At 71.1% G+C, this 16,623-nt stretch carries 20 protein-coding genes; 16 read left to right on the forward strand and 4 right to left on the reverse strand.

Going from position 1 to position 16,623, the window contains the following annotated elements:
* Positions 1-265: 265 nt before the first annotated feature.
* The 3 genes from ybaK to AB0I98_RS26255 all read right to left on the reverse strand — a co-directional run bounded on the left by ybaK (position 266) and on the right by AB0I98_RS26255 (position 3,208).
* Positions 266-766 carry a Cys-tRNA(Pro) deacylase gene (gene ybaK / locus AB0I98_RS26245; RefSeq protein ID WP_362945776.1) on the reverse strand — a complete coding sequence of 167 codons (501 nt, stop codon included), beginning with the start codon at positions 764-766 and terminating at the stop codon, positions 266-268.
* A 17-nt stretch (positions 767-783) separates the two neighbouring features.
* Positions 784-1,524 (reverse strand): LON peptidase substrate-binding domain-containing protein, encoded by a 741-nt coding sequence (locus AB0I98_RS26250; RefSeq protein WP_362945778.1) that lies wholly within the window; start codon positions 1,522-1,524, stop codon positions 784-786.
* Between the two features lie 106 nt (positions 1,525-1,630).
* Positions 1,631-3,208, reverse strand: a complete 1,578-nt coding sequence (locus AB0I98_RS26255) for an oxidoreductase (protein ID WP_362945780.1) — start codon at positions 3,206-3,208, stop codon at positions 1,631-1,633.
* A 158-nt stretch (positions 3,209-3,366) separates the two neighbouring features.
* On the opposite strand from AB0I98_RS26255, the gene hisD reads away from it, so the two are divergent.
* The 10 genes from hisD (at position 3,367) to AB0I98_RS26305 (ending at position 11,034) form a co-directional block, all read left to right on the forward strand.
* Positions 3,367-4,692, forward strand: coding sequence for a histidinol dehydrogenase (gene hisD / locus AB0I98_RS26260; protein WP_362945783.1), 1,326 nt, complete (start codon positions 3,367-3,369; stop codon positions 4,690-4,692).
* Complete coding sequence (locus tag AB0I98_RS26265; RefSeq protein ID WP_362945785.1) at positions 4,689-5,792, forward strand: histidinol-phosphate transaminase; 1,104 nt, start codon at positions 4,689-4,691, stop codon at positions 5,790-5,792. Before hisD ends, AB0I98_RS26265 begins: the two co-directional genes overlap by 4 nt.
* Positions 5,792-6,385: an imidazoleglycerol-phosphate dehydratase HisB gene (hisB, locus tag AB0I98_RS26270; RefSeq protein ID WP_020137489.1), complete on the forward strand. Its 594-nt coding sequence runs from the start codon at positions 5,792-5,794 to the stop codon at positions 6,383-6,385. The genes AB0I98_RS26265 and hisB overlap by 1 nt, the downstream gene beginning before the upstream one ends.
* Positions 6,382-6,546 (forward strand): hypothetical protein, encoded by a 165-nt coding sequence (locus AB0I98_RS26275; protein WP_362945788.1) that lies wholly within the window; start codon positions 6,382-6,384, stop codon positions 6,544-6,546. Before hisB ends, AB0I98_RS26275 begins: the two co-directional genes overlap by 4 nt.
* Positions 6,543-7,184, forward strand: a complete 642-nt coding sequence (gene hisH, locus AB0I98_RS26280) for an imidazole glycerol phosphate synthase subunit HisH (RefSeq protein WP_301979193.1) — start codon at positions 6,543-6,545, stop codon at positions 7,182-7,184. Before AB0I98_RS26275 ends, hisH begins: the two co-directional genes overlap by 4 nt.
* Positions 7,181-7,906 carry a bifunctional 1-(5-phosphoribosyl)-5-((5-phosphoribosylamino)methylideneamino)imidazole-4-carboxamide isomerase/phosphoribosylanthranilate isomerase PriA gene (gene priA / locus AB0I98_RS26285; RefSeq protein WP_328366355.1) on the forward strand — a complete coding sequence of 242 codons (726 nt, stop codon included), beginning with the start codon at positions 7,181-7,183 and terminating at the stop codon, positions 7,904-7,906. Before hisH ends, priA begins: the two co-directional genes overlap by 4 nt.
* Positions 7,903-8,298, forward strand: a complete 396-nt coding sequence (locus AB0I98_RS26290) for a RidA family protein (RefSeq protein WP_210576095.1) — start codon at positions 7,903-7,905, stop codon at positions 8,296-8,298. Before priA ends, AB0I98_RS26290 begins: the two co-directional genes overlap by 4 nt.
* A complete protein-coding gene (gene hisF / locus AB0I98_RS26295) occupies positions 8,295-9,050 on the forward strand; it encodes an imidazole glycerol phosphate synthase subunit HisF (protein ID WP_210576093.1) in 756 nt (251 codons plus the stop codon). Before AB0I98_RS26290 ends, hisF begins: the two co-directional genes overlap by 4 nt.
* A 112-nt stretch (positions 9,051-9,162) precedes the next feature.
* Positions 9,163-9,747, forward strand: a complete 585-nt coding sequence (locus AB0I98_RS26300) for a helix-turn-helix domain-containing protein (RefSeq protein ID WP_362945791.1) — start codon at positions 9,163-9,165, stop codon at positions 9,745-9,747.
* Between the two features lie 42 nt (positions 9,748-9,789).
* A complete protein-coding gene (locus AB0I98_RS26305) occupies positions 9,790-11,034 on the forward strand; it encodes an MFS transporter (RefSeq protein WP_362945793.1) in 1,245 nt (414 codons plus the stop codon).
* A 4-nt stretch (positions 11,035-11,038) separates the two neighbouring features.
* On the opposite strand, the gene AB0I98_RS26310 is transcribed toward AB0I98_RS26305, so the two are convergent.
* Complete coding sequence (locus AB0I98_RS26310; RefSeq protein WP_210576087.1) at positions 11,039-11,674, reverse strand: TIGR03085 family metal-binding protein; 636 nt, start codon at positions 11,672-11,674, stop codon at positions 11,039-11,041.
* Between the two features lie 110 nt (positions 11,675-11,784).
* Between AB0I98_RS26310 and hisI the strand changes: the two genes are divergently transcribed.
* The 6 genes from hisI to trpC all read left to right on the forward strand — a co-directional run bounded on the left by hisI (position 11,785) and on the right by trpC (position 16,321).
* A complete protein-coding gene (hisI, locus tag AB0I98_RS26315) occupies positions 11,785-12,231 on the forward strand; it encodes a phosphoribosyl-AMP cyclohydrolase (protein ID WP_362945796.1) in 447 nt (148 codons plus the stop codon).
* A gap of 11 nt (positions 12,232-12,242) precedes the next feature.
* Complete coding sequence (locus AB0I98_RS26320; RefSeq protein WP_362945799.1) at positions 12,243-13,721, forward strand: anthranilate synthase component I; 1,479 nt, start codon at positions 12,243-12,245, stop codon at positions 13,719-13,721.
* A gap of 52 nt (positions 13,722-13,773) precedes the next feature.
* The gene (locus AB0I98_RS26325) at positions 13,774-14,415 is read left to right on the forward strand and encodes a TIGR02234 family membrane protein (RefSeq protein WP_362945801.1); all 642 of its coding nucleotides are present in this window, start codon (positions 13,774-13,776) and stop codon (positions 14,413-14,415) included.
* 171 nt (positions 14,416-14,586) lie between these two features.
* Positions 14,587-14,841 (forward strand): HGxxPAAW family protein, encoded by a 255-nt coding sequence (locus AB0I98_RS26330; protein WP_362945804.1) that lies wholly within the window; start codon positions 14,587-14,589, stop codon positions 14,839-14,841.
* A gap of 79 nt (positions 14,842-14,920) precedes the next feature.
* The gene (locus AB0I98_RS26335; RefSeq protein ID WP_362945807.1) at positions 14,921-15,376 is read left to right on the forward strand and encodes a DUF2752 domain-containing protein; all 456 of its coding nucleotides are present in this window, start codon (positions 14,921-14,923) and stop codon (positions 15,374-15,376) included.
* A gap of 135 nt (positions 15,377-15,511) precedes the next feature.
* A complete protein-coding gene (trpC, locus tag AB0I98_RS26340) occupies positions 15,512-16,321 on the forward strand; it encodes an indole-3-glycerol phosphate synthase TrpC (protein WP_362945809.1) in 810 nt (269 codons plus the stop codon).
* Positions 16,322-16,623 lie beyond the last annotated feature (302 nt).

Genomic DNA, 16,623 nt, shown 5'->3' on the forward strand with positions numbered 1-16,623 from the left:
TACCCGTCCCATCCCTGGGGGCTGCGCCCCCAGACCCCCGCTTCGGCCTGAACGGCCTCGTCCTCAAACGCCGGACGGGCTGAAATGCACGGACCGGCGTCGAGAAGTGGCCGAGGCGGTCTTACCCTGGCACGTCGGACGGGCTTGGGTCAGGATGGGCGCCGACCATGATTCGCTCGGCCCTTTTTCACACGCCATTTGCGTTTCCGGGTTTTCTTCGACATGTCCCCTCTGCTTAACCGAGGAAGGGGCCGGCGTCGAGAGGTCAGGTGCGGGCGATCGGGGCGAGGGTGGCGTTCGTGAGGTCGGTCAGGTCCTTCGGGGACAGTTCGACCTCCAGGCCGCGGCGGCCCGCCGAGACGCAGATCGTGTCGAAGGCGGTCGCCGAGGCGTCCAGGACCGTGCGGAGCTTCTTGCGCTGGCCCAACGGGGAGATGCCGCCCCGGACATAGCCCGTCGTGCGCTCGGCCAGGGCCGGGTCCGCCATCGTCGCCTTCTTGGCGCCCACCGCCGTCGCCAGGGCCTTGAGGTCCAGGGAGCCGGACACCGGGACGATGCCGACCACCAGCGCGCCGTCGACGTCCGCGACCAACGTCTTGAAGACGCGCTCCGGGGAGACACCCATCGCCTCGGCGGCCTCCTCGCCGTAGGAGGGGTGCGCGGGGTCGTGGTCGTAGGCGTGGACCGTGAACTCCGCGCCTGCTGCCGTCAACGCCACCGTCGCGGGCGTCCCGCCTGACTGCTGCTTCTTCGACTTCTTCGCCATCCGGGCCTGTTCCAGGTTCAGTTGAGGTTCGTCGGGCCGCGCGTCAGTTCCGACGCCGGCAACGACGGCAGGTTACGGATGATGGCCGTCTCGGAGCGAAGGAGTTTCAGTTCGTCGCGCAGCCGGGACGCGGTGTCCGGCGCCTGGAGCAGACGCTGCTTCGTCGGGGTGTCCAGCATCATCGCGGCCGCCACGAGATACGAGACCACGGCCGGCTCGTCCGGCAGTTCCCCGTTCGTCGTCAGCGACCGCTCCCGGGCGCCCGCCAGCCGCTTCTGGTACTGCCTGAACGCCCGCAGCACCCCCTCGGCCAGCGCCCCCGCCTCGTCGCCGCGATCCTCCGTCAGCTCCTCCAGCTCGGCCGTCAGGAAGGGACCGGACGTGTCGACCGACAGCAGCCGCACGCGGGTCGTCCCCGTCGCCAGTACCTCGAACGTGCCGTCGGCCCGCTCCCGGATCGTCGCCGCGTCCGCCACACAGCCCACGCCGTGGAAGGCCTTGACGGGGTCGGTGCCGAAGCCGGCGGCGGGCCCGCGCTCGGGCAGCGCCGTCGGGTCCGGCATGCCGGGCGCGCTGGCGGCCACCTCGTGGCCGTCGCGGATCGCCACGACGGCGAAACGGCGCGGTTCGTCCTCGGGGGACTTGAGCAGTTCGCGCATCATGGCGCGATAACGCTCCTCGAAGACGTTCAACGGGAGCACGAGTCCCGGGAACAGCACCGAGTTCAGGGGGAAGAGCGGAAGCCGGACGGTGGTCACGGCGCAAAAGCCTAGTGGTCGCGGGAGAACGCGCGTGCGCACCGACCACCTGGTGGGCAGCTGCCGCACCTCCGTCAGCTCCCGGTGGGCGGCTCCCGCACTCAGGTCACCCCCGTCGCAGCAGCCGTGTCGCCCCCGCCGCCACCGTCGTCGCAAGGATCCAGCCGACCACGATCATCGCCGCGGCCAGCCACTGCCAGCCGCCGCGCAGCCGCCAGAAACCCACCTGACCGAGGTCGATGACCGGCAGGAGCAGGTCGAGCGCGAAGAGGGCCGGGTTCCACGGCGGATGCTCGCCGGACTTGATCGGCGGATGGTCGGCATGCGTGAAGGCCACCGAGCTCGCCGCCCACAGCAGCGCCATCCAGACCGCCGCCCGGCCGGGCCGGTAGCCGTAGGCCACCGTCCAGTCCTGCACATACCCCCACAGCTTGGCCGCCGCCGGGAGGGTCTCGCGCCGGCGGCGCTGCTTGGCGAGTAACACCTCGCGGGCGTCCTCGTCCTCGCCCCCGGCCCGCAGTACGGTGGCCAGTCGCTCGTACGGCTCCGGGTTGTACTCGGCGGTCGCGGCAGCCACCCACTCCAGCCGCTCGGCGAGCGGGAAGGGGCCGCGCGGCACGAGGTTCTCGTAGGCGAAGCCGCCCATGTGCAGTCGCCCGGGGCCCGGCCAGCTGTCCCGCCGGTCCATCAGGTTGACGATCTTCGCCCCCGAGAGCACGACCCGCCCACGCGCCGGCCGCTCGCCGAGGAAGCGCAACTCCGGCGTCTGCACCCGCCGCAGCGACAGCTCCTGCTCGTCGGTGAAGGTGAACCGGGCCCGCTCGAAGTCGACGGAGTCCCCGAACCGCCCGTCGTCCAGCCGCACCCCGCCCTCGCACTCGACCCGCTGGACCCGCGTCCCGCGCGCGGGTGTGCCCCCGCTCAGCAGCACGCTGCCGACACCGGCGGGCGTCAGATACAGCGTCCGCCCCACGGTCAGCTGCGGCGCGTTCAACGCGAACCGGGTGTACGGGTTGGCCAGCCGGGCACCCCGCAGACTCAGCGACACGCCGACGTTGGCGCCGCGCAGCCGCAGCTCGCCGTGCGATTCGAGCAGCTCGGCCTGGAGGTCCTGGCCGATGGTCATGCCGTCCCCGGAGATGGAGCGTCCGCTGCGGTCCCGGTAGACGATGGCCTGGTTGATCAGCAGATCCGTGCCGATGTGCGCGTCGGTCAGCCGTACCCCGTTGTGGAAGCGGCAGCGCGGCAGATGCAGATCGCCCTCCGTGTGCACCCGGGCCGCCTCCAGCCGCGGCACCGAGCAGTCCACCAGCCGTACGGTGGTGAAGCGGGCCTCCGGCAGCAGGATCTCCCGCTCGAAACGGCAGCCGCGTAACTCGACGTAGGGCGTGACCGTGCCGCCCGCGAGGTCCAGGGTGCCGCTGATCTGCACGCCGGTGAGCTTCAGCGACGACACACGGCCCGCGAGGGCGGGCGGGCCGTCCAGCAGCAGCCAGCACACGATCCGCGCCCGCACCGTCCGCTCCGGTCCCCAGGGGTGTCCGCCGTGCGGATCGTCGACGATCGGGTCGCCGCTGCTCAGGTCGTACACGCTGCCGTTGCGGAAGGCCTGCCACATGCCGGCCTCGGCGGCGGTCAGATCGTCCGGCAGCTCCCCGGCGCGGATGCCGGCCCCCTCGGTCACGGTGGTTCCTTCCTCCTGTTACTCATAGGTTTCGTACAACCGTTCATGCCCGCTGAGTGACGCCCCGAACGCTAAACGTGAAGGGGATCTTCCGTGTCGTGTATCAGCCACTGAAACGCGGAGACGACGCCCGACTCCGGTCTGCGAGAATTGAGCCCGTGATCTCCCGAATCGATCTGCGCGGCGACGCCCTCCCGGAGGGTCCCGCCCTGCGCGACCTGCTGCCCCGAGCCGACTTCGACGTTGCGGCCGCCCTCGAGAAGGTGCGTCCGATCTGCGAGGCCGTGCATCATCGGGGCGACGCGGCGCTGATCGACTTCGCCGAGAAGTTCGACGGGGTGCGTCTGGATTCCGTACGCGTCCCGGCCGAGGCGCTCGACAAGGCCCTCGAAGAGCTCGACCCGGCCGTGCGCGCCGCCCTGGAGGAGTCCATCCGGCGCACCCGTCTCGTCCACCGCGAGCAGCGCCGTACGACGCACACGACCCAGGTCGTGCCCGGCGGCTCGGTCACCGAGAAGTGGGTGCCGGTCGAGCGGGTCGGGCTGTACGCGCCCGGCGGCCGGTCGGTCTACCCGTCCTCCGTGGTCATGAACGTCGTGCCCGCGCAGGAGGCCGGCGTCGGGTCCATCGGGCTCGCCTCCCCGGCGCAGGCCGAGTTCGATGGCCTTCCGCACCCGACGATCCTCGCCGCGTGCGCACTGCTCGGCGTCGACGAGGTGTACGCCGCCGGTGGCGCCACCGCCGTCGCGATGTTCGCGTACGGCACCGAGTCCTGCCCGCCCGCCAACATGGTCACCGGCCCTGGCAACATCTGGGTCGCCGCCGCCAAGCGCTACTTCACCGGCAAGATCGGCATCGACGCCGAGGCGGGCCCGACCGAGATCGCGATCCTGGCCGACGCCACCGCCGACCCGGTGCATGTCGCCTCCGACCTGATCAGCCAGGCCGAGCACGACCCGCTGGCCGCCGCCGTCCTGGTCACCGACTCCGTGGAGCTGGCGGATGCGGTGGAGAAGGAGCTGGAGCCGCAGGTCGCGGCCACCAAGCACATCGAGGACCGGATCGTCCCGGCGCTGAAGGGCAGGCAGTCCGCCATCGTCCTGGTTGACGGCGTCGACGAGGGCCTTCGGGTCGTCGACGCCTACGGCGCCGAGCACCTGGAGATCCAAACGGCCGAGGCCGCCGCGGTCGCGGACCGGGTGAAGAACGCCGGCGCGATCTTCATCGGCCCCTGGGCGCCGGTATCGCTCGGCGACTACGCCGCCGGGTCCAACCACGTTCTGCCCACCGGTGGCTGCGCCTGCCACTCCTCGGGCCTGTCGGTCCAGTCCTTCCTGCGTGGCATCCACATCGTCGACTACACGAGGGACGCGTTGGCCGACGTGGCCCAGCACGTGGTGACGCTGGCGGAGGCGGAGGACCTGCCGGCGCACGGCGCGGCGGTCAAGGCGCGGTTCGGATGGAAGGTTCCCGAGGGCAAGTGACTGGCATCGACGATCTCCCCGTACGGGACGAGCTGCGCGGCAAGTCCCCTTATGGCGCGCCCCAGTTGGATGTCCCCGTACGGCTGAACACCAACGAGAACCCGTACCCCCTGCCCGAGCCCCTGGTCGAACGGATCGCCGAGCGCGTCCGTGAGGCGGCCCGGAACCTCAACCGCTACCCGGACCGGGACGCGGTCGAACTGCGCACCCAGCTGGCCAAGTACCTCACCGACACGTCCGGTCACGAGGTCGGCCTGGCCAACGTCTGGGCGGCCAACGGCTCCAACGAGGTCATCCAGCAGCTGCTGCAGACCTTCGGCGGCCCTGGCCGTACGGCGATCGGCTTCGAGCCGTCGTACTCGATGCACGCGCTCATCGCGCGCGGCACCGGAACGGGCTGGATCTCGGGTCCCCGCGACGACGACTTCACGATCGATGCCGCCGCCGCCGAGAAGGCGATCGCCGAGAACCGGCCGGACGTCGTCTTCATCACCACCCCCAACAACCCCACGGGCAACGCGGTTCCGCCCGAGACGGTCCTCGCGCTGTACGAGGCCGCGCAGGCGGCGAGGCCGTCCATGGTCGTGGTCGACGAGGCGTACATCGAGTTCAGCCATGGCGACTCGCTGCTGCCGCTGATCGAGGGCAGGCCGAATCTCGTCGTGTCGCGGACGATGTCGAAGGCGTTCGGCGCGGCCGGACTCCGCCTCGGCTACCTCGCCGCGCACCCGGCCGTCGTCGACGCGGTTCAGCTCGTACGGCTGCCCTACCACCTCTCGGCGATCACCCAGGCGACCGCGCTCGCGGCCCTGGAGCACACCGACACGCTGCTGAAGTACGTCGAGCAGCTGAAGGCCGAGCGGGACCGGCTGGTGAGCGAGTTGCGGGCGGCCGGCTACGAAGTCGTCGAGTCCGATGCGAACTTCGTGCAGTTCGGCCGGTTCGAGGACTCTCACACGGCCTGGCAGCGGATCCTCGACCAGGGTGTCCTGGTCCGCGACAACGGCATCGCGGGGTGGCTGCGGGTCAGCGCCGGAACCCCACAGGAGAACGACGCGTTCCTCGACGCGGTCCGTGAACTCAAGAAGGAGCAGAGCTGATGAGCCGCGTAGGACGTGTGGAGCGCGTCACCAAGGAGACGTCGGTGCTCGTCGAGATCGATCTCGACGGCAGCGGAAAGGTCGATGTGTCGACCGGCGTCGGCTTCTACGACCACATGCTCGACCAGCTCGGCCGGCACGGTCTGTTCGACCTGACCGTGAAGACCGAGGGCGACCTGCACATCGACTCGCACCACACCATCGAGGACACCGCCCTCGCGCTGGGCGCCGCCTTCAAGCAGGCACTCGGCGACAAGGTGGGCATCTACCGCTTCGGCAACTGCACGGTCCCGCTGGACGAGTCGCTGGCCCAGGTGACCGTCGACCTGTCCGGCCGCCCCTACCTCGTGCACACCGAGCCCGAGAAGATGGCGCCGATGATCGGCGAGTACGACACCACGATGACCCGGCACATCCTGGAGTCCTTCGTCGCCCAGGCCCAGATCGCGCTGCACGTGCACGTGCCGTACGGGCGCAACGCGCACCACATCGTGGAGTGCCAGTTCAAGGCGCTGGCCCGGGCGCTGCGGTACGCCAGCGAGCGGGACCCGCGCGCCGCCGGAATCCTGCCTTCCACGAAGGGCGCGCTGTGAACGGGCTGTCGACCGTCCTGGTCGTCGTCGGGCTCTTCCTGGTCGGCGGGATCATCTCCTTCGCCAAGCAGGAGATGCCGAAGAGCCTCATCGTGCTGCTCTCGATCGGCGCCGCGATGTGTCTGGTCGCGGGCGTCATGCGGCTGGAGGTGTGGAATTGAGTGCGCCCAAGCAGGTCGTGGTCTTCGACTACGGCTTCGGCAATGTGAGGTCGGCCGAGCGTGCCCTCGCGCGCGTGGGGGCCGACGTCGAGATCACCCGTGACTACGACAAGGCCATGAACGCCGACGGGCTCCTGGTGCCCGGCGTCGGGGCCTTCGCCGCCTGCATGAAGGGGCTGACCGAGGCCCGCGGCGACTGGATCGTCGACCGTCGCCTGGCCGGCGGCCGTCCCGTCATGGGCATCTGCGTCGGCATGCAGATCCTGTTCGCGCGCGGCATCGAGCACGGCGTCGAGACCGGCGGCCTGGACGAGTGGCCCGGCTCGGTCGAGCCGCTGCAGGCCGACATCGTGCCCCACATGGGCTGGAACACCGTGGACGTGGCGCCCGGCTCCGAGCTGTTCGCCGGTCTGGACGCGGACGCGCGCTTCTACTTCGTGCACTCGTACGCCGTCCACGACTGGAACCTCGAGGTCCACAACCCGACGCTGACGGCCCCCAAGGTGACCTGGTCGACGCACGGCAAGCCCTTCGTGGCCGCCGTGGAGAACGGCGCCCTGTGGGCGACGCAGTTCCACCCCGAGAAGTCCGGCGACGCCGGAGCCCAGCTCCTCACCAACTGGATCGGAACACTGTGAGCAAGCTCGAACTCCTCCCCGCCGTCGACGTCCGCGACGGCCAGGCCGTCCGCCTCGTGCATGGAGAGTCCGGGACCGAGACGTCGTACGGCTCCCCCCTGGAAGCCGCCCTCGCCTGGCAGCGGGCGGGCGCCGAGTGGCTGCACCTGGTCGACCTGGACGCCGCGTTCGGCACCGGCGACAACCGCGCGCTGATCGCCGAGGTCACCAAGGCGATGGACATCAAGGTCGAGCTGTCCGGCGGCATCCGGGACGACGCCTCCCTCGCCGCCGCCCTGGCCACCGGCTGCACCCGGGTGAACCTGGGAACGGCCGCCCTGGAGACCCCGGAGTGGGTCGCGAAGGTCATCGCCGAGCACGGTGACAAGATCGCGGTGGGCCTGGACGTACGGGGCACCACGCTCCGCGGGCGCGGCTGGACCCGCGACGGCGGCGACCTCTACGAGACGTTGGAGCGCCTCAACAAGGAGGGCTGCGCGCGGTACGTGGTGACCGACATCGCGAAGGACGGCACGCTGCAGGGCCCGAACCTGGAGCTGCTGAAGAACGTCTGCGCGGCGACCGACCGCCCGGTCGTGGCCTCCGGCGGCGTGTCCTCGCTGGACGACCTGCGGGCCATCGCCGAGCTCGTACCGCTGGGCGTGGAGGGCTCGATCGTAGGGAAGGCCCTGTACGCGAAGGCGTTCACCTTGGAAGAGGCCTTGGAGGCGGTAGCCCAGTGAGCGACCTAAGGCGTGTCACGACCGGTGCGCCCTGGGAGGAGACCTTCGGCTACTCCCGCGCGGTGGAGCTGCCGAACGGCTTGGTGCTGGTGTCCGGTTGCACGTCCATAGTGGACGGTGAGATCGCCGGCGGCGGTCCGTACGAGCAGACAGTCAACGCCTTCGAGGTCGCGTTCGCGGCGCTGGGGGAGCTGGGTCTCGGCCGGGACGACGTCGTACGCACGCGTATGTACATAACCCACGCCCGGGACGTGGACGACATCGGACGTGCTCACAAGGAGCTGTTCGACTCCGTCCGGCCCGCCGCATCCATGATCATCGTCTCCGGCTTCGTGGACCCCAGCCTGGTCGTCGAGGTCGAGGTGGAGGCGTTCCGAGGAGCATCCGCATGACCCTGGCCGTACGAGTCATCCCCTGCCTGGACGTGGACAACGGCCGGGTCGTCAAGGGCGTCAACTTCCAGAACCTGCGCGACGCGGGCGACCCCGTCGAGATGGCCAAGGTGTACGACGCCGAGGGCGCCGACGAACTGACCTTCCTGGACATCACCGCGTCCTCCGGCAACCGCGAGACGACGTACGACGTGGTGCGCCGCACCGCCGAGCAGGTGTTCATCCCGCTCACGGTCGGCGGCGGCGTCCGCACGGCCGAGGACGTGGACAAGCTGCTGCGGGCGGGCGCGGACAAGGTGGGCGTCAACACGGCGGCCATCGCCCGTCCCGACCTGATCCGCGAGATCGCGGAGCGGTTCGGCCGGCAGGTGCTGGTCCTGTCGGTGGACGCGCGCCGCACCCCTGAAGGCACCTTCGAGGTCACCACCCACGGCGGCCGCAAGGGCACCGGCATCGACGCGATCGAGTGGGCGCACCGGGCCGCCGAGCTGGGCGCGGGCGAGATCCTGCTCAACTCGATGGACGCGGACGGCACGAAGGACGGCTACGACATCGAGATGATCGAGGCCGTCCGCAAACACGTGACCGTCCCCCTCATCGCCTCCGGCGGCGCGGGCCGGCTCGCCCACTTCCCGCCGGCCATCGAAGCGGGCGCGGACGCGGTCCTCGCGGCATCGGTCTTCCACTTCGGCGACCTGCGGATCGGTGAGGTGAAGGAGACGTTGCGGGGAGCGGGGCACCCCGTCCGCTAGCGCGAGCTGAGCCCCGGTCGGTTTCGGCCGGGGCTTTGTCATGGGCGGATGGGAAAGGATTGTTGCGCAAAATTAGTTGCGCAACTTTTCTTTCTTACCTAGCGTGAGTGGCATGACGGATCGGGAGAGGCGCATCAAGGACGTGGGCACCCTCAAGGCGCTCGCGCACCCGCTACGGGCCCAGCTGTACCGGTGCCTGATCATCGCCCGTTCGGCGACCGCGTCCCAGCTCGCCGACCAGGTCGACGAGGCCGTCTCGCTGGTCAGCTATCACCTGCGCAAACTCGCCGAGCACGGGCTGATCGAGGAGTCCGAGGCGCAGAGCGCGGACGGCCGGGAGCGCTGGTGGCAGCCCGCCTCCGAAGGGGTGTCCATCCACGACGAGGACTTCAGGGACGCCCCGGAGAAGGCCGCCGCGCACACGGCGGCCAGTCGCCTCTTCTTCGAGCAGCGCGCCGATATGTACCGCCGCTACCTCGACGAGCGGGCCCACTGGAGCGACGCGTGGACGACGGCGTCCGACTCCTCCGAGTGGCTGCTCAGGCTCACCCCGGACGAACTCTCCGCGCTGTCCAAGGAGATGTACGCCCTGGTCCGCAAGTACGAGGAGCGCGGCCGGGCCGCCGTGGCCGCAGGCGACACCGAGGGCCGCGAGAACGTCGCGGTGCACACGTACGGCTTCCCCTTCCGCACCTGAGAGTCCGTACCTGCGAGTCCGTACCGGAGAGGACGGTCCGCCGTGACCAGCACGCTCGTGCCCGGGGCCGGCCTGAAGGACAGACCGGCTCACCGCGACCCCAACGTCCTGCGCTGGCTCGGCGCGTACATCTCGTCCGCGGTCGGCGACAACGTCTACTTCATCGCCCTGTCCTGGGCCGCCGTCCAGTCCGGCACCCCCGCCCAGGCCGGACTGGTCACCGCGGCCAGTGCGCTGCCGCGTGCCCTGTTGATGCTCGGCGGGGGAGTGGTGGCCGACCGCTATGGGCCGCGCCGGACCGTGCTCGCCAGCACCGCCGCGCGCGCCGCTCTCGTGCTGACCGCGGCCGTCCTGCTCCTCGCCACCAGTCCGGGGCTGTGGGTGCTGGGTGCGGTAGCCGTGCTCTTCGGCGTCGTCGACGCCGTGTTCCTGCCCGCCGCCGGTGCCCTGCCCGCGCGGATCACCGGACGCGGCCAGCTCGCCCGCGTCCAGGGCATGCGCGGCCTCGCCACCCGGCTCGCGAACGTCCTCGGCGGACCGCTGGGCGGCCTCGGCGTCGCCGTCGGCGGTACGGCGGGCGCGTTCGGGCTGGCCGCGCTGCTCGTCGGGGTGTCCCTGCCGCTGCTGCTGGCGGTCAGGGTCGGCACGCTGCCGCCGGACGACGCGTCGCCCCGGGGCGCGGTCCTGGCCGAGCTGCGGGACGGGCTGCGCCACATCCGGCGGGACCCGGTGCTGCGCCCGCTGGTGATCGCCGCGGCCCTCACCGACCTCGGCTTCGTCGGCCCGATGAACCTCGGCCTGACCCTCCTCGCACAGCAGCGCGGCTGGGGCTCGTCCGGCATGGGCTGGGTTCTCGCCGGTTTCGGGGCCGGCGCCGGCGCGGCCTCGTTCCTGCTCACCTGGCGCGGCCGAGTGCCCCGGGCCGGGGCCGTGGCCGCGGTGACGAGCCTCCTCGGGGCCGTGGCGATCGGGGCGCTGGCGCAGGTGACGTCCGTCCCGGGCGCGGTCGGGGTGGCCCTGCTCATCGGCCTGTCGGCCGGTCTGTCCGGGGCCCTGTGCGGGGCGCTGGTCCAGGCCGCGGCGGGCCCGGCCTACGTCGGCCGGGTCACCGCCGCCTCCACGCTCGTCGGCTTCGGCGTCGCGCCGCTCACCTTCCCGGTGGTCGGCTGGGCGGCCGAGCTGTGGGGCACCGGACCGGTCTTCGTGGTGGGCGCCGTCGTCAGTGCCCTGGGTGGCGTCATCGCCCTCTGCGCGGGCTCCCTGCGCCGCGCAGAACTCCCCAAGTGATCCCTCAGATCCCCAGCTGCTTCGTCTCGTGCAGCTTGGTGATCGCGTCCTCCTCGCCCTCCAGCTCCACCTTGGCGGCGTTCTGCCGGCCGTACGCGAAGAGCAGCAGTTCGGACGGTTCGCCGGTCACCGTGACGACCGGGGTGCCGCGGTGGGCGACCGCTGTCTGGCCGTCGGGGCGGCGCAGGACGAGGCCGGTCGGGACGCCGCGGCCCATCAGGCGGGCGGAGCGCTCCAGGCGGGACCAGAGGGCGTCCTGGAAGACCGGGTCGAGCTCGCGCGGAGTCCAGTCGGGCTGGGCGCGGCGTACGTCCTCGGTGTGGACGTAGTACTCGATCGTGTTGGACATCTCGTCGAGCTGCTTGAGCGCGAACGGCGAGAAGCGCGGCGGGCCGGTTCGGATCAGCTGGATCAGCTCCTCGTACGGCTTGGCGGTGAACTCCGCCATCACCCGCTCCAGACGCGGCGCCAGCTGCTTGATCAGGATGCCGCCGGCGGCATCGGGGCGACGCTCGCGCACCACCACGTGCGCGGCGAGGTCACGGGTCCGCCAGCCCTCGCAGAGGGTGGGGGCGTCGGGGCCCTCCGCCTCCAGGAGGTCGGCCAGGAGAAGTCGTTCACGCTTGGCGAAAGTCGACATGCAGTCAGCGTACGACCACGCACCGGGTCCGCCCAATGGACAGCACCCGCACGGTCCGGGTACTGGACACTCCATCAGGACTGTCAGTGCCGCGCGGCACAATGGTCGGCATGACCAGCACTCCCGCCCGCCACCCGACCACCACCCCTGATCGAGGCGCTTCGCGCCGCAGTGTTCCGCCCAGCCACCTCGACCCGGAGATCGCCACGCGGCTCAAGCGCAGCGCCGACGGACTCCTGCCCGCCATCGCCCAGCAGTACGACACCGGTGAGGTGCTGATGCTCGGCTGGATGGACGACGAGGCGCTGCATCGGACGCTCACCACCGGCCGCTGCACCTACTGGTCGCGCAGCCGCCAGGAGTACTGGGTCAAGGGCGACACCTCCGGCCACTTCCAGCACGTCAAGTCCGTCGCCCTGGACTGCGACGCCGACACCGTGCTGGTCAAGGTCGACCAGGTCGGCGCCGCCTGCCACACCGGCGCACGCACCTGCTTCGACGCCGACGTACTGCTCAAGGACGGCGCCGATTCCGGCCCGTCCACCCCGCATCAGTAAGGTCAGCCGCCATGGACCTCGAGACGTTCCGCAAGCTGGCCACCGACCGGCGAGTCATCCCCGTCACCCGCAAGCTCCTCGCGGACGGTGACACCCCGGTCGCGCTCTACCGCAAGCTCGCCGCCGAGCGCCCCGGCACCTTCCTGCTGGAGTCCGCGGAGAACGGCCGCTCCTGGTCCCGCTACTCCTTCGTCGGCGTGCGCTCCGCGGCGACGCTCACCGAGCGGGACGGCCAGGCCCACTGGCTCGGCACCGCGCCCGTCGGCGTCCCCACGGGCGGCGACCCCCTGGCCGCCCTGCGTGCCACCATCGAGGCCCTGCACACCCCGCACCAGGAGGGCATGCCGCCCTTCACCGGCGGCATGGTCGGCTACCTCGGCTACGACATCGTGCGCCGCCTGGAGAAGATCGGCCCCGGCGAGCGGGACGACCTGAAGCTGCCCGAGCTGACCATGCTCCTCACCAGCGACCTCGCCGTCATGGACCACTGGGAGGGCTCCGTCCTGCTGATCGCCAACGCGATCAACCACAACGACCTCGACACGGGCGTCGACGAGGCGTACGCCGATGCCGTGGCCCGTCTGGACGCCATGGAGGCGGACCTCTCGCGCGCGGTCGCCCAGCCGCCCGCCGAGCTCCCGCCCTCCGAGCTCCCCGAGTACACCGCGCTCTGGGGCGGCCCCGACTTCCAGGACGCCGTCGAGGACATCAAGGAGCGCATCCGGGCCGGCGAGGCCTTCCAGGTGGTCCCCTCCCAGCGCTTCGAAACGCCGTGCACGGCAAGCGCGTTGGACGTCTACCGGGTGCTGCGGGCGACCAACCCCTCCCCGTACATGTACCTGTTCCGCTTCGAGGGCTTCGACGTCGTCGGCTCGTCCCCCGAAGCGCTCGTCAAGGTCGAGGACGGGCGGGCCATGGTCCACCCCATCGCCGGCACCCGGTGGCGCGGGGCCACCCCGCAGGAGGACCAGGCCCTCGCCGACGAACTGCTCGCCGACCCCAAGGAGCGCGCCGAGCACCTGATGCTCGTCGACCTCGGGCGCAACGACCTCGGGCGGGTCTGCGAACCCGGCTCGGTCGAGGTCGTGGACTTCATGTCCATCGAGCGCTACTCGCACGTCATGCACATCGTCTCGACGGTCACCGGCCGGGTCGCCGCGGGCCGCACCGCCTTCGACGTCCTCACCGCCTGCTTCCCGGCCGGCACCCTGTCGGGCGCCCCCAAGCCCCGCGCGATGCAGATCATCGACGAACTCGAGCCGTCCCGGCGGGGGTTGTACGGCGGCTGCGTCGGCTACCTCGACTTCGCGGGCGACTCCGACACCGCCATCGCCATCCGTACGGCACTCCTGCGCGACGGCACCGCCTACGTCCAGGCCGGTGCGGGCATCGTCGCCGACTCCGACCCGGTCGCCGAGGACACGGAGTGCCGCAACAAGGCGGCGGCGGTGCTGCGCGCGGTGCACACGGCGAACCGGCTCGGAAAGTAGGACGGGTCTCACGTGAACCCCGGGTGACGGTTCGCCCGGGGTTCGCGCGATAGTGGAGTACGTGACTGCTGTTCCTCACCCCCGTTCCGAAGCCGCAGGACCCGCCCGGGCGGGCCGCCTCAGCCTCGCCGTCGCCCTGCTGGCCGGCGCGCTCGGCGCGGCCGTGGCGCTGCTGGCCACCCGCCAGCAGTGGTCGGAAGGCACCGCGACCGTGGCCGGCGGCTCCTTCCCGCTGACCGCGAAGGGCAGCGACGTCACGGGCGTGCCCGCGGCCCTCGCCATAGTGGGCCTCGCCGCGCTCGTCGCCGTCTTCGCCGTCCGCAAGTCCGGGCGGCTGCTGGTCTCCGCGCTGCTCGCCCTGTCCGGCGCCGGGATCGTCGTGGCGGCCGTGTTCGGCGCGTCCGACAGCTCGGCGCTCGACGAGAAGGCCGCGGAAGCGACGGGTGACACTGCCGCTGGGGTTGACGTGCTCACCCACACCGCGTGGCCTTACGTCGCTGCTGTGGGCGGCGTTCTGCTTCTGGTCGCCGGACTGCTTGCCCTGCGCTATGGGCGGCTGTGGCCTGCGATGTCCGGGCGGTATGAGCGCTCTGGGGCGCCTCGGCCGCGTCGCAAGGCCCCTGTCGTCGACCCGGATCGTCCTGAGGACCTGTGGAAGGCGCTGGACCGTGGCGAGGACCCCACCAGCGCGTGACGCTTCGCTATGGGTCGTCGGTTGTCTGCGGGCACGTCGTGGCTGGTCGCGCAGTTCCCCGCGCCCCTGACGGGGCGCTGCAGGTACCCCTGATCACGAGATGGGCGGGCGTGCGGGACAATGTTGGCGAGCGTTCGGCTCACACAGGTACACAGCAACGAGGAGCAAGCAATGGCGGGCAGCAGCCACGGTCACACCCCGGCCGCCTGGACCGGTGTCACTATCGCGTTCATCGGTTTCTGCATCTCGGGCGCCTTCATGGTGCTGGCCAGCCCCGTGGGTTTCTGGGCCGGCCTGGGAGTCACGGTCCTCGGTGGCGTCGTCGGCTGGATCATGAAGGGCATGGGCCTGGGCCAGTCGAAGGACCAGCACGCGGCGTACCAGACTCTCTCGGAGAAGCACCGGCCGGCCGGTGTCAAGGGCTGAAGTCCCGTACAGCGCAGCGCCGTGTGAGGGGCGGACCGGTATGACGCCGGGGCCGCCCCTCGCGCGTGCGCGGGGCACAATGCAAGACGTGAACCTCGACAGCCGGAAGGCCACACCGCCCGCCGGAACCGGACCCGGAGCCGTGCTCGGGCGGCTGGCCGTGCCCGCGGGACTGCTCGCGGCCGTCGCCGGGGCCTTCGCCTACGTAGGGACCGTGGACCCGAACGAGCCCGGCCACTACCCCGCCTGCCCGCTCCTGCAGTACACCGGCATCTACTGCCCCGGCTGCGGCGGCCTGCGCAGCGCGCACGCCGTGGTCCACGGTGACTTCGCGGCGGCACTCCAGGACAACGCCCTCGCCGTCGTCGGCTACGCGCTCTTCGCCGTCATATGGACCGTCTGGGTGGTCCGCGCGGCACGGGGCCGGCCGTTTCGTATCGAACTCGGGTCCGCGCACCTGTGGGCCGCCGGGGCATTGCTGCTGGTCTTCACGGTTGTCCGGAACCTGCCGTTCGGTGGCTGGCTCCACCCTTGATCAACTGGTGAATGTCCAGGTAGTGGGACCGGCGTCAACCGGATGCGAGGCCTACGCCCTCCTGCGGATACCATCGCAGTGACCATAGGTTTTGAACCGCTTTCATAGTCAACCGTCTGGAAGGGGGCCGCTCGCGTGAGTGTGCTCGACGAGATCATCGACGGAGTCCGTGCCGACCTCGCGGAGCGGCAGGCGCGCGTCAGCCTCGACGAGCTCAAGGAGCGCGCGGCGAAGGCCCCCGCGGCCAAGGACGGTCTGGCCGCCCTGCGCGGGGACGGCGTCAAGGTCATCTGCGAGGTCAAGCGCTCCAGCCCCTCCAAGGGCGCGCTGGCCGCCATCGCCGACCCGGCCGGACTCGCCGCGGACTACGAGGCGGGCGGCGCGGCCGTCATCTCCGTCCTCACCGAACAGCGCCGCTTCGGCGGCTCGCTGGCCGACCTGGAGGCCGTCCGCGCCCGCGTGGACATCCCGGTCCTCCGCAAGGACTTCATCGTCACGTCGTACCAGCTGTGGGAGGCCCGGGCCTACGGCGCCGACCTCGTCCTGCTGATCGTCGCCGCCCTCGACCAGCCCGCCCTGGAATCCCTCGTCGAGCGCGCCGAGTCCATCGGGCTCACCCCGATCGTCGAGGTCCACGACGAGGACGAGGTCGACCGCGCGGTCGACGCCGGCGCCAAGATCATCGGCGTCAATGCCCGCAACCTCAAGACCCTCGAGGTCGACCGCGGCACCTTCGAGCGGGTCGCCCCCGAGATCCCCGAAGGCATCGTCAAGATCGCCGAATCCGGCGTCCGCGGCCCCCACGACCTCATCGCCTACGCCAACGCCGGCGCCCACGCCGTCCTCGTCGGCGAGTCCCTCGTCACCGGCAAGGACCCGAAGACAGCAGTGGCCGACCTGGTGGCAGCGGGCACCCACCCCGCACTCCGCCACGGCCGCGGCTGATCACCCGGTAGGGTTAGTGCCGATGACCATCCCGATGACCGTGACGACCACGGACCGCTATGCCCGCCTCGCGCGCGGCTGCCGTCCCCGTGGCTGCCGCGCACCGGCACGCCGGGTCCACGGCCGCAGGGTGCGTTACGTCATCGGAGACGAACCGGGGCAAGTGAACGGCCGTCGATGGCAGCGCCCCGTCAGGGGCGCGGGGAACTGCGCGACCAGCCACAACGGTCCCGCAGCCAACTGATCATCTCCGCCCCCACGGCGATTAGTGCACTCAACACACACTCACCGTGAGGTATCCG

This window comes from Streptomyces sp. NPDC050211, from assembly GCF_040656035.1.
In the GTDB taxonomy this organism is placed as follows: domain Bacteria; phylum Actinomycetota; class Actinomycetes; order Streptomycetales; family Streptomycetaceae; genus Streptomyces.